Here is a 12,348-nt window from a genome sequence, read left to right on the forward strand (position 1 = left end):
CGTCATTCGAGATTTTGAATCTGTTCGCGCATCTGCTCGATCAGCAGCTTGAGCTCCATCGACGCATCGGCCAGTTCCTTGGCCGCGGCCTTCGAGCCCAGCGTGTTGGCCTCACGGTTCAGCTCCTGCATCATGAAGTCGAGCCGCTTGCCGACCTGGCCGCCCTTGTCGAGGATATGCCGGGTCTCGTTCAGATGCGCCTCGAGCCGGGACAGCTCCTCGGCGATATCGATGCGGATGCCGTAGACGGTCGCCTCCTGGCGGATGCGCTCGCCGATCTCGTCGCGCGACATCGACGGCATGCCGTTCGGCGCGACCAGGTTGAAGGCCTCCTGCAGCCGCTCGGTGAGCTTCTCCTGATGCTGCGCGATCAGGTCCGGCACCGCCGGAGCGAGCCGCTGCACGATCGCCAGCATCGCGTCGATGCGGTCGACCAGCGTGGTCTTCAGCGCATCGCCTTCGCGGCGGCGCGCTTCGAGCAGTTGCGCCAGCGCGTCCTTGGCGGCGCCGAGCACCGCTTCGCGCAGCGCGTCCTGCGACAGCTCGGGCTCGATCAGCACGCCGGGCCAGCGCAGGATCTCGCCCATGCGCAGCGTGCCGGCCTGGTCGAAGGTCCTGGCGACGGTGGCTTCCAGCTCGCGCAGCTGCGCCAGCAGGCCGGTATTGAGCGCCAGCGCCGCGCCGCCCGCGTCGGTGCGCTGCAGATTGATGCGGCATTCGAGCTTGCCGCGCGACAGCTTGGCCATCAGCATCTCGCGCAGGGCCGGCTCGAACGCGCGGCACTCTTCCGGCGCGCGGAACAGCAGATCGAGAAAGCGCGAATTGACGGTGCGGAATTCGACCGACACGGCGGCGGTCCTGCCGCTGGGCGCGCCATGCGCGTCGGTCAGCGGTGCCTGGCGCGTCGCCAGGCCATATCCGGTCATGCTATGGATCATGGATTCGTCTCTTGAAGGGGCTGGCGGCGAGGGCCGCACGGCGCGGCGACCGCGGCCGGCCCGGCAGTGGGCTGACCAACACGGATTGAACACAGTATTGTAAAGAACTTTGCCCGGCGGCCCCTTGCCGCCATGCTGCCGCGCCGCTGCGTTCGTGCCGCAGCGCAAGGCCCGGCGCGGCACCGCCGCCGCCAGCGTCCGGGGGCGCCCGGCGTTAGAATCGCGCCTGTTCCCGATTTTCCTTCCAAGAGAGCCTCCATGCGACCCAGTGGACGCGCGGCCGACGCGCTGCGCCCGATCACCCTGACCCGCCACTACACCCGCCACGCCGAAGGTGCGGTGCTGACCGCCTTCGGCGACACCAAGGTACTGTGCACCGCCAGCGTGCTGACCAAGGTGCCGCCGCACAAGAAAGGCAGCGGCGAAGGCTGGGTGACCGCCGAATACGGCATGCTGCCGCGCGCCACCCATACCCGCTCGGACCGCGAGGCCGCGCGCGGCAAGCAGTCGGGCCGCACCCAGGAGATCCAGCGCCTGATCGGCCGGGCGCTGCGCTCGGTGTTCGATCTGTCCAAGCTCGGCGAATACACGCTGCAGCTCGATTGCGACGTGCTGCAGGCCGATGGCGGCACCCGCACGGCCGCGATCACCGGCGCCTTCGTCGCCGCCCATGACGCCGTTTCGGTGATGCTGCGCGACGGCCTGATCGCGGAAAGCCCGATCCGCGACTTCGTCGCCGCGGTATCGGTCGGCATGGTCGGCGGCGTGCCGGTGCTCGACCTGGATTACGCCGAGGACAGCGCCTGCGACACCGACATGAACGTCGTGATGACCGGCAGCGGCGGCTTCGTCGAGGTCCAGGGCACCGCCGAGGGCGTGCCGTTCTCGCGCGCGCAACTCGACGCGATGACGCAGCTGGCCGAGCGCGGCATCGCGCAGCTCGTCACGATGCAGCGCCAGGCGCTGAATCTGGCATGACGGCGGCATGATGGCGAACTCGACCGCGGGCATCGCCATGCGCGCCGCGCAACGTCTGGTGCTGGCCTCGAACAATGCCGGCAAGCTGCGCGAGTTCGGCGCGCTGCTGGCGCCGCTCGGCTTCGATGTGGTGCCGCAGCGCGAGCTCGGCATCCCCGAGGCCGAGGAACCGCACGTGACCTTCGTCGAGAACGCGCTGGCCAAGGCGCGCCATGCCAGCCGCCTGTCGGGCCTGCCGGCGCTGGCCGACGACTCGGGCATCAGCGTCGACGCGCTGGGCGGCGCGCCCGGCGTCTACTCGGCGCGCTACGCGCAGCTGGCCGGCAAGGAAAAGAGCGACGCCGCCAACAACGCGCATCTGATCGCCGAACTGGCGGGCCACGCGGATCGCCGCGCGCACTACTACTGCGTGCTGGTGCTGGTGCGCCATGCCGACGATCCCTGCCCGATCATCGCGGAAGGCCGCTGGGACGGCGAAGTCATCGACGTCCCGCGCGGCGACGGCGGCTTCGGCTACGACCCGTACTTCCTGCTGCCGGCGCTGGGCAAGACCGCCGCCGAACTGTCGGCGCAAGAGAAGAACCGCGTCAGCCATCGCGCGCTGGCCTTGCAGGCGCTGTGCGAGCGGCTGCGCCGGGATGCGGCCACGGATAGCGCCACGGATACCGCCGCGGATACTGCCGCGCAAGGCCGGCCATGATTCCGATCGTCCCCGTCCCCGGTGCCACGCCCGCCCCCGCTTCGTCCGGCGGCGACAGCGTCGGCCTGTGGCTCAAGCCCGGGCAGATTTCGCTGCCGGCCTCGCCGCCGTTGTCGCTGTACGTGCACGTGCCCTGGTGCGTGCGCAAATGCCCGTATTGCGACTTCAATTCGCACGCGGCGCCCGACGGCGGCGAGATTCCCGAAGCGGCGTATCTGGACGCGCTGCGCGCGGACCTCGAGCAGTCGCTGCCGCTTGTATGGGGGCGCCCGGTGCATACGGTCTTCATCGGCGGCGGCACGCCCAGCCTGCTGTCGGCCGCCGGCATGGACCGGCTGCTGTCCGACATCCGCGCGCTGCTGCCGCTGGACGCCGATGCCGAAATCACGATGGAGGCCAACCCCGGCACCTTCGAGGCCGAGCGCTTCGCCAGCTATCGCGCCAGCGGCATCAACCGGCTGTCGATCGGCATCCAGAGCTTCCACGACGAACATCTGCAGGCGCTGGGCCGCATTCACGGCGGCGCCGAGGCCCGCGCCGCGATCGACATCGCGCTGCGCCACTTCGACAACGTCAATCTGGACCTGATGTACGCGCTGCCCGGGCAAACCCTCGCGCAGTGCCGGCAGGACGTCGAGACGGCGCTGTCGTACGGCACCACGCATCTGTCGCTGTACCACCTGACGCTGGAGCCGAACACGCTGTTCGCGCGCTTCCCGCCGGCGCTGCCGGACGACGACACCGCCTACGAGATGCAGGACTGGATCGAGGCGCGCACGGCCGAAGCCGGCTATCGCCATTACGAGACCTCGGCCTATGCGCAGCCGCATCGCGAGGCGCGCCACAACCTGAACTACTGGCGCTTCGGCGACTACCTCGGCATCGGCGCCGGCGCGCACGGCAAGCTGTCGTTCCCGCATCGCGTGCTGCGCCAGATGCGCTACAAGCATCCGGCCACCTATATGGCGCAGGCGATGGCGGGCAACGCGGTGCAGGAAGCGCGCGATGTCGATGCCGCCGAGCTGCCGTTCGAATTCATGCTGAACGCGCTGCGGCTGACCGACGGCGTGCCGGCGAGCCTGTTCCATGACCATACCGGCCTGCCGCTGCATGCGATCCGCCGCGAGCTGGCGCAGGCGACCGACAAGGGATTGCTGGACCCGGACCCGACCGTGATCCGTCCAACCGAGCTGGGACGGCGCTTCCTGAACGATCTGCAGGAGATCTTCCTGAAGTCGTGAGTGCCAGCGGGACCGAGAGCCGCGCCAATGAAAAAGGCCGCGATTCGCGGCCTTTTTCCATTTCATGCCGCCATCGCAGCGGCGGGCATCGCGTCAGATCGGCGACGCCATGTCGTTGGCGACCTGCACGCGCTGGCCGACCTGCAGATTGTTGGCCTGGCGCTGCGTCACCGTGGCCATGCGGCCATCGTCGAGTCGTACGTGCACGCGATAGACGGTTTCCATGCCGCCGGTGGCGCGCTGTTCGATCTGGTTGCCGGCCACGCCGCCCGCCACCGCACCGCCGATCGTCGCGATGGTCTGGCCGCGGCCGCCGCCGATCTGGTGGCCGAGCAGGCCGCCGGCCAGACCGCCGATCACGGTGCCGAGCAGACCCGAGCTGGCGCCGCGAGGTTGTTGAATCGGTTCGATCGCTTCGACGCGACCGTAGAACACCGAGCCGGCCGGCGCCTGGTAGGACCCCTGGCCGTAACCCGTATTGGCCGCCGGGGCGCCGTAGCCATAACCGCCACCGGGTGCCGCGCAGCCCGCGGTACCGATCGCGGCCGCCAGCGCGGCCATGCCAAACAAAGTCTTGCCATTCATTTAATGTTCTCCTGACTGGGACGAGAAGAGACGGGATGCGGCGCACCGCCGCTTCCCTCCTGCCCTAGGAGGTATACATCCAGACAAGGTTCCGCGATGTCGGACGGACGCCGACAGGGCCGGTTTCTTGTCTTCCCGCGGTGCAAGATGTGTAACGAGGCGTTTCCAACCCCACCCGCATACCGCCTTGCTATAATGCGCGGCCGGCGCAAGGCCGGCCCATCATGGGACTGGAGACGTGGCCGAGTGGTTTAAGGCAGCAGTCTTGAAAACTGCCGATGGGGTGACCCATCCGTGAGTTCGAATCTCACCGTCTCCGCCACTGCAAACGCCAGACCCTCACGGTCACATCCGCACGACGACACCCGAACGGCGACACCCGAACGGCGACACCCGAACGGCGACACAGAAACGGCGATCCTTCCCCACGCAATAAAAAAGCCCCGCACCAGGCGGGGCAACGACATGTCGTGGAGCGATCGTCCGATCGTCAATCGATCGTGATCTTGCCGGCCTCGATCACGTTCTTCCAGCGCTGCAGCTCCTGGTTCTCGAACTGCGCGAACTGCTCCGGCGTATTGGCGACGACCTCGAAGCCGGTCTCGGCCAGCTTGGCGCGCATCTTCGGCTCGGTCAGCGAGCTGACCAGCGCGCCGTGCAGCTTGGACTTGACGTTGGCCGGCAACCCGCGCGGCGCGGCGACGGCCTGCCACGAATAGACCTCGACATCCTTGACCCCGGCTTCGGCCAGCGTCGGCACATCCGGCAGCAGCGGCGAGCGCTTCTCCGAGGTAATCGCCAGCGCCTTCAGCTTGCCGGCCTTGATGTGCTGGATCACCGCGTTGATGTTCTGGAACGAGACCTCGACCTGGCCGGCCAGCAGATCCTGGATCGCCGGGCCGCCGCCCTTGTACGGCACGTGCAGGCCGTCGGTGCCGGTCTTCTGCCAGAACAGCGCCGCGGTCAGATGGTCCGACGAGCCAGCGCCCGACGACGCGAAGCTGACCTTGCCCGGGTTCTTCTTCATATGGGCGACCAGGTCCTGCACGCTGCGCGCGGCGACCGACGGATTGGCGACCAGCACGTTGGGCGCGCGCACCGCGACCGTCAGCAGATCGAAGTCTTTGGCCGGATCGTACGGCAGGTTCTTCTGCAGGAAGGGGTTGACCGCGTAGACGCCGATCGACGCGATCATGATCGTGTAGCCGTCGGCCGGCGCGCGCTTGACCATCGCCGCGCCGATCGCGCCGGTGGCACCCGGGCGGTTCTCGATGACGAAGGGCTGGCCCAGCTTTTCGTTCAGCGGCTGCGCCAGCATCCGCGCGATGGTGTCGGTCGAGCCGCCGGGCGGAAACGGCACCACCACCGACACCGGTTTCTGCGGCCAGTCCTGCGCGGCCGCGGTGCCGGTGGCCAGCAGGCCGCCGGCGAACGCGCCGGCCAGCATGCCCGCGGACAGCATCAGCCGCGGCAGGCGGCGCACACAAGTGATGAAGGTCTTGCTCATGTTGTCTCCTGAATCTCTGTTCGTTGTCGAAGGGATCGCCGGCACCGGCTACCGCACCATGCACGGCGCCTTGTTGTCGAATTTCCAGCCGGGGATCAGGAACTGCATCGCCACCGCGTCGTCGCGCGCGCCCAGCCCCATGCTGCGATAGCACTGGTGGGCCTTCTCCAGTTCGGCCATGTCGATCTCCACGCCCAGCCCGGGCCGCTTTGGCACCTGCACCATGCCGCCCTCGATCTTCAACGGCTCCCTGGTCAGGCGCTGGCCGTCCTGCCAGATCCAGTGCGTGTCGATCGCGGTGATCCGTCCCGGCGCGGCCGCGGCCACATGCGTGAACATCGCCAGCGAGATGTCGAAGTGGTTGTTCGAATGGGAACCCCACGTCAGCCCCCACTCCGCGCACATCTGCGCGACGCGTACCGAGCCCTGCATGGTCCAGAAGTGCGGATCGGCCAGCGGGATGTCGACCGACTGCAGCCGCACCGCATGGCCCATCTGCCGCCAGTCGGTGGCGATCATGTTGGTCGCCGTCGGCAGTCCGGTCGCGGTGCGGAACTCGGCCATGATCTCGCGGCCCGAATAGCCGTCCTCGGCGCCGCACGGATCTTCCGCATAGGCCAGCACGCCATGCTTGTCGCGGCACAGCCGCACCGCCTCGGCCAGCGACCAGGCGCCGTTCGGATCGAGCGTGATGCGCGCCTCCGGAAAGCGCTCGGCCAGCGCGACGATCGCCTCCATCTCCTCGTCGCCGCGCAGCACGCCGCCCTTGAGCTTGAAGTCGTTGAAGCCGTAGCGCTGATAGGCGGCTTCGGCCAGGCGCACCACCGCCTCCGGCGTCATCGCCTCCTCGTTGCGCAGCCGGAACCAGGCATCGTCGGCATCGGCCTCCTGACGATACGGCAGCGTGGTGCGCTTGCGGTCGCCGATATAGAACAGGTAGCCGAGCATCTCGACCGCATCGCGCTGCTGCCCTTCGCCGAGCAGCGCGGCGACCGGCACGTCCAGATGCTTGCCCAGCAGGTCGAGCAGCGCCGCCTCCAGCGCGGTCACCGCATGGATCGTGATGCGCAGGTCGAAGGTCTGCAGGCCGCGGCCGCCGGCATCGCGGCTGGCGAAAGCCTGCCGCACACGGTTCAGCACCGCCTGCCAGGCGCCGATCGGCTGGCCGACCACCAGCGGGCGAGCGTCCTCCAGCGTCTGGCGGATGCCTTCGCCGCCAGGCACTTCGCCGACGCCGATGCGGCCGGCGCTGTCCTTGAGCAGCACCACGTTGCGCGTGAAGAACGGTCCGTGGGCGCCCGACAGGTTCATCAGCATGCTGTCGTGGCCGGCGACCGGGATCACGGTCAGTTCGGTGACGACGGGCGTGGCGCCCGGCGCGGAGATCGAGTGGTCTGTCATGAAGCGTCTCGGAATGCTGTCTCGGATGGCTTGCCGCTACGGGCCGGCCACACCAGTGGGTGAAACGTCGGGCCGTGCGCCAAAGTCGGTTATCAGTCGTCGTATGACTTACGACGCAGTATAATGAGCCGTTCGCGAACCGGTCAAGCACGGTACATACCCTATGAAAGCCTCGACCCTGGCCCCCACTCCGCTGCGCCGCCGCGGCCGCACGCTGGCCGAAGAAGCGGTCGCCAGCCTGACTGACAGCATCCGCCAGGGCACGCTGCGCCCCGGCGACAAGCTGCCCACCGAATCGGAAATCATGGCCTCGCTCGGCGTCAGCCGTACCGTGGTGCGCGAGGCGCTGTCGCGCCTGCAGGCGAGCGGCCTGGTCGAGACCCGCCACGGGATCGGCACCTTCGTGCTGACACCGCCGCCCGCCGAATCGGCCTCCCCGTTCCGCATCGATCCGTCGGCCATGGTCACCGCGATGGACGTGCTGGCGATGCTGGAATTTCGCGTCAGCATCGAGGCCGAGGCCGCTGGCCTGGCGGCCGTGCGGCGCAGCGACGCCGATCTGGCCGAGATGCGGCGCGCGCTGGACGAACTGAAGCGCACCGCCGCCTCGGGCGGCGATTCGGTCGCGTCCGACTTTGCTTTCCACCTGGCCGTGGCACGCGCGACCGGCAACCGTTACTTCAGCGAGATGCTGGGCCACCTGGGCGCCTCGGTGATTCCGCGCGGCCGGCTGCACGTCACCCCGGGCGACCGGGAGCAATATCTGGAACGGGTCAACTTCGAGCACGACAGCATCTACGACGCGATCGAGCGCCGGGACCCCGATGGCGCCAAGGCCGCGATGCGCATGCACCTGACCAACAGCCGCGAACGCCTGCGCAAGGCCTCGGCCGCGGCCGCCAGTACGCCGGCCTCCAACACGCAGGCCCCCAATACCCAGGTCTGATAAGCCGGCCTAAGCAAGCCTGATCCCCGCCCCCTCCGAGGGTTAACCCCCGACGCGGACCCCTTGCGCCATAGTTGTATGATGTCTTACGATATCGAACATCGAATGGCGCTTCACTACCGCGGCGCCTTCGCCGTCCAACGTTGCGCATTCGGGCAGGACGCCCGGCCCTTTCCTCGGTAAATCGGTAAATCGGAAACCACCATGTCCCTGAACCCCCAAGACCTCAAACAGATCATCAGCGCCGGCCTGCTGTCGTTCCCGGTGACCGATTTCGACGCCAATGGCGACTTTGCCGCGGCGTCCTACGCGAAGCGCCTCGAATGGCTGGCCCCGTATGGCGCCAGCGCGCTGTTCGCGGCCGGCGGCACCGGCGAGTTCTTCTCGCTGGCGCCGAACGAGTACAGCGACATCGTCCGCACCGCGGTCGACACCTGCCGCGGCAAGGTGCCGATCATCGCCGGCGCCGGCGGCCCGACCCGCGTGGCGATCGCCTATGCGCAGGAAGCCGAGCGCCTGGGCGCCCACGGCGTGCTGCTGCTGCCCCACTACCTGACCGAGGCCAGCCCCGAAGGCATCGCCAACCACGTCGAGGCGGTCTGCCGCTCGGTGTCCTGCGGCGTGATCGTCTACAACCGCGCGGTGTGCCGCCTGAACGCGGTGCAGCTGGAACGGCTGGCCGAGCGCTGCCCGAACCTGATCGGCTACAAGGACGGCCTGGGCGACATCGAGCTGATGGTGTCGATCCGCCGCCGGCTGGGCGAGCGCTTCGCCTATCTGGGCGGACTGCCGACGGCCGAGGTCTACGCCGCCGCCTATCGCGCGCTCGGCGTGCCGGTCTACTCGTCGGCGGTATTCAACTTCATTCCGAAGACCGCGATGGACTTCTATCGCGCGATCGCCGCCGAGGATCACGAGACCGTCGGCCGCCTGATCGACACGTTCTTCCTGCCCTACCTCGACATCCGCAACCGCAAGCAGGGCTACGCGGTCAGCATCATCAAGGCGGGCGCCCGCCTGGTCGGCCACGATGCCGGCCCGGTGCGCGCGCCGCTGACCGATCTGAGCGAAGAGGAATGCGCGATGCTGCAACGGCTGATCGACAAGGTCGGCGGCCAGTAAGCCCGTCCATGCACGCCGCGCCCGTCCATGCCGGCGCGGCGCGCGCCATCATGCCCTCGGCGCATCGGCCGCCCGCGGTATCGCACCGCGGCGGCCGCTGCGCCATCGACGTTTTCAGGAGAAGCCAATGAAGATCACCGGAGAGATGCTGATCGGCGCCAGCGCCGTGCGCGGCCAGGACGCCGTGCTGCAGGCGATCGATCCCGCCACCGGCGCGACGCTGGGCCCCGACTTTCATGGCGGCGGCGCGGCCGAGGTCGACCGTGCCTGCGTGCTGGCCGAACAGGCCTTCGACGCCTTCCGCAACACGCTGCCGGCGCAGCGCGCCGCCTTTCTGGAGCGCATCGCCGACGGCATCGAGGCGCTCGGCGACACGCTGATCGAACGCGCCCACCGCGAAAGCGGCCTGCCGCTGGCGCGGCTGCAGGGCGAACGCGGCCGCACCGCCAATCAGCTGCGCCTGTTCGCGCGCGTGCTGCGAGACGGCCGCTGGCAGCAGGCCACCTGGGACAGCGCGCTGCCCGAGCGCACGCCGCCGCGTCCCGACCTGCGCATGCAGAACATCGCGCTGGGTCCGGTGGCGGTGTTCGGCGCCAGCAACTTCCCGCTGGCGTTCTCGGTGGCCGGCGGCGATACCGCGTCGGCGCTGGCGGCGGGCTGCCCGGTGGTCGCCAAGTCGCACCCGGCCCACCTGGGCACCTCCGAACTGGTCGGCCGCGTGATTCAGCAGGCGGTGGCCGACGCCGGCCTGCCCGAGGGCGTGTTCTCGCTGGTGCTCGGCGCCGGCAACGAGATCGGCACGGCGCTGGTCGCGCATCCGGCGATCCAGGCGGTGGGCTTCACCGGCTCGCGCGGCGGCGGCCTGGCGCTGACGCGCGTGGCGCAGCAGCGGCCGCAGCCGATCCCGGTCTATGCCGAGATGAGCAGCATCAATCCGGTGTTCCTGTTGCCGGCCGCATTGGCCGCGCGCGGCGAGCGCATCGCCACGGAGCTGGTCGATTCGCTGGTGCTCGGCGTGGGCCAGTTCTGCACCAACCCGGGCCTGGTGATCGCGATCGACAGTCCGGCGCTCGCCGCGTTCCGCGCGGCCGCGGTGCAGGCGCTGGGCGGCAAGCCCGCCGGCACGATGCTGACGCCCGGCATCCACCAGGCCTATCAGCAGGGCGTGGCAAGCCTGGGCGAAATCAACGGCCTGCAGCGCATCGGCACGGGTCTGGCCGGCAGCGGACCCAACCAGGCCTGCGCCGCGATGTTCGAGACCAGCGCCGCGCAGTTCATCGCCGATCATCGGATGCAGGCCGAGGTGTTCGGCCCGTCGTCGGTGCTGGTGGTCTGCCGCGACATCGACGAGATGGCCGCGCTGACGCGCAGCCTCGAGGGACAGCTGACCGCCACCGTGCATGCCGATGCCGGCGACCACGCCGCGGCCGGGCAACTGTTGCCGGTGCTCGAGCGCAAGGCCGGACGGGTACTGTTCAACGGCTATCCGACCGGCGTCGAGGTGTCGTACGCGATGGTGCACGGCGGCCCCTTCCCGGCCACCTCGGACGCCCGCACGACCTCGGTCGGCGCCGCGGCGATCTCGCGTTTCCTGCGGCCGGTCTGCTATCAGAACGTGCCGGCCGAACTGCTGCCGCCGGCGCTGCGCGACGACAATCCGCTGGGGCTGTGGCGGCTGCGGGATGGGGAGTTGGGCAGGGCATAGCCGGCCAAACGTTGACGTCCACGCGAAGGCGGGGACCCAGTGGCGTTCAAGGACGCTGGGTTCCCGCCTGCGCGGGAACGACGCGGTGGCCCGCCACGGCCGGCGGCGACTGTGTGATCCATCCCACAGTCGCCGCAGGTCGACGTACGTACAGTGACACTGTCACCGCAACGTGTGCCCGTCGGCCACAGAGGACCGCCATCATGACCGCCCCGCCGCGCCCCCTGCGCATCCCGCCCGAATCCGCCCATGTCGTGGTGGTAGGGCCGGTGCGAAATTGCGGCGCGACGATCGCGGGCGAAGTGGCACACCTGCGCAAGGTCCTGGCGGGCTTCGCCTCGGTCGGCTTCCTGCTGGTCGAGAGCGATTCCAGCGACGATTCCGTCGAGCAGTTGCGGCAGCTGGCCGCGCAGGTACCGGGCTTCGCCTTCGAATCGATGGGCGCGCTGCGCGAGCGTCATCCGGCGCGCTGCGACCGCATCGCGCTCTGCCGCAATGTCTATGTCGAGCGCCTGGCCACCGACCCGCGCTATGCGAGGATCGACTACGTGATTGCCGCCGACCTGGACGACATCAACCATGGCCTGACGGCCGACGCGGTGCTCAGCTGCTGGCGCAGCGAGCTGGACTGGGCCGGCATGACGGCCAACCAGCGGCTGGGCTACTACGATATCTGGGCGCTGCGCCATCCGGCCTGGTCGCCGGTCGACTGCTGGGCCGCCTATCGCGACATCGTCGACGTGGTGGGGCATCGCCAGGCGCTGGAGATGTGCGTCGCATCGAAGCAGATCCGCGTGCCGGCCGACGCCGCGCCGATCGAGGTCGAATCGGCCTTCGGCGGCTTCGCGGTGTACCGGCGCGATGCCTTCGTGACGGGACGCTATGTCGGGCTCGACGCCAACGGCGGCGAGATCAACGAGCACGTGTCCTTCCACGCCGACCTGCGCGCGCGGGGACATCGCATCTATATCAATCCGGCGATGATCAACGCCGATTTCACCGAACACACCTATTACAAGACGCGCCTCGGCCATCTGCGCAAGGAGCTGATGTGGCGCGTGCGCGAGACCGCCGATTCGCTGCATTGCCGCGAGCAGCTCGAAGCGGCGATCGACGCGATCAAGCGGCGGCTGGCGGGCCCAATCGACCCACCCGGCAAGCTGCGCTGACGCCGCGGCGCATCGGCGCATCGGCGCATCGGCGCATCGGCGTATCGCCGTATCGC

11 protein-coding genes and 1 tRNA gene are annotated in these 12,348 nt (G+C 69.1%); 8 read left to right on the forward strand and 4 right to left on the reverse strand.

Annotated elements, in window-relative coordinates:
- Nucleotides 1–2: 2 nt before the first annotated feature.
- Nucleotides 3–938: a YicC/YloC family endoribonuclease gene (locus tag LRR16_RS02740; protein ID WP_064573030.1), complete on the reverse strand. Its 936-nt coding sequence runs from the start codon at nucleotides 936–938 to the stop codon at nucleotides 3–5.
- A gap of 258 nt (nucleotides 939–1,196) precedes the next feature.
- Here LRR16_RS02740 and rph point away from each other — a divergent pair, with 258 nt between their 5' ends.
- The 3 genes from rph to hemW are packed head-to-tail and all read left to right on the forward strand — an operon-like array spanning nucleotide 1,197 to nucleotide 3,857.
- A complete protein-coding gene (rph, locus tag LRR16_RS02745) occupies nucleotides 1,197–1,916 on the forward strand; it encodes a ribonuclease PH (protein ID WP_232204736.1) in 720 nt (239 codons plus the stop codon).
- Between the two features lie 7 nt (nucleotides 1,917–1,923).
- On the forward strand, nucleotides 1,924–2,616 hold the full coding sequence (gene rdgB, locus LRR16_RS02750) for an RdgB/HAM1 family non-canonical purine NTP pyrophosphatase (protein WP_232204737.1): 693 nt from the start codon (nucleotides 1,924–1,926) through the stop codon (nucleotides 2,614–2,616).
- Nucleotides 2,613–3,857 (forward strand): radical SAM family heme chaperone HemW, encoded by a 1,245-nt coding sequence (gene hemW / locus LRR16_RS02755; protein WP_232204738.1) that lies wholly within the window; start codon nucleotides 2,613–2,615, stop codon nucleotides 3,855–3,857. The genes rdgB and hemW overlap by 4 nt, the downstream gene beginning before the upstream one ends.
- 93 nt (nucleotides 3,858–3,950) lie before the next feature.
- On the opposite strand, the gene LRR16_RS02760 is transcribed toward hemW, so the two are convergent.
- Nucleotides 3,951–4,442: a glycine zipper 2TM domain-containing protein gene (locus LRR16_RS02760; protein WP_006578288.1), complete on the reverse strand. Its 492-nt coding sequence runs from the start codon at nucleotides 4,440–4,442 to the stop codon at nucleotides 3,951–3,953.
- A gap of 232 nt (nucleotides 4,443–4,674) precedes the next feature.
- Between LRR16_RS02760 and LRR16_RS02765 the strand changes: the two genes are divergently transcribed.
- Nucleotides 4,675–4,764 (forward strand) — tRNA-Ser (locus tag LRR16_RS02765).
- A 168-nt stretch (nucleotides 4,765–4,932) separates the two neighbouring features.
- Here the strand turns inward: LRR16_RS02765 and LRR16_RS02770 are convergent.
- Together LRR16_RS02770 and gudD are read right to left on the reverse strand one after the other, a co-directional pair.
- Nucleotides 4,933–5,889, reverse strand: a complete 957-nt coding sequence (locus tag LRR16_RS02770; RefSeq protein ID WP_006578287.1) for a tripartite tricarboxylate transporter substrate binding protein — start codon at nucleotides 5,887–5,889, stop codon at nucleotides 4,933–4,935.
- A gap of 108 nt (nucleotides 5,890–5,997) precedes the next feature.
- Nucleotides 5,998–7,350: a glucarate dehydratase gene (gudD, locus tag LRR16_RS02775; RefSeq protein WP_232204739.1), complete on the reverse strand. Its 1,353-nt coding sequence runs from the start codon at nucleotides 7,348–7,350 to the stop codon at nucleotides 5,998–6,000.
- A gap of 163 nt (nucleotides 7,351–7,513) precedes the next feature.
- On the opposite strand from gudD, the gene LRR16_RS02780 reads away from it, so the two are divergent.
- The 4 genes from LRR16_RS02780 (at nucleotide 7,514) to LRR16_RS02795 (ending at nucleotide 12,292) form a co-directional block, all read left to right on the forward strand.
- Nucleotides 7,514–8,296: a FadR/GntR family transcriptional regulator gene (locus LRR16_RS02780; protein ID WP_232204740.1), complete on the forward strand. Its 783-nt coding sequence runs from the start codon at nucleotides 7,514–7,516 to the stop codon at nucleotides 8,294–8,296.
- Nucleotides 8,297–8,500: 204 nt separating this feature from the next.
- Nucleotides 8,501–9,418 (forward strand): 5-dehydro-4-deoxyglucarate dehydratase, encoded by a 918-nt coding sequence (kdgD, locus tag LRR16_RS02785; protein ID WP_006578034.1) that lies wholly within the window; start codon nucleotides 8,501–8,503, stop codon nucleotides 9,416–9,418.
- A gap of 127 nt (nucleotides 9,419–9,545) precedes the next feature.
- Nucleotides 9,546–11,123, forward strand: a complete 1,578-nt coding sequence (locus tag LRR16_RS02790; RefSeq protein WP_232204741.1) for an aldehyde dehydrogenase (NADP(+)) — start codon at nucleotides 9,546–9,548, stop codon at nucleotides 11,121–11,123.
- 203 nt (nucleotides 11,124–11,326) lie between these two features.
- Nucleotides 11,327–12,292, forward strand: coding sequence for a hypothetical protein (locus tag LRR16_RS02795; protein ID WP_232204742.1), 966 nt, complete (start codon nucleotides 11,327–11,329; stop codon nucleotides 12,290–12,292).
- Nucleotides 12,293–12,348 lie beyond the last annotated feature (56 nt).

The organism is Cupriavidus sp. UGS-1, assembly GCF_021213615.1.
Classification (GTDB): domain Bacteria; phylum Pseudomonadota; class Gammaproteobacteria; order Burkholderiales; family Burkholderiaceae; genus Cupriavidus.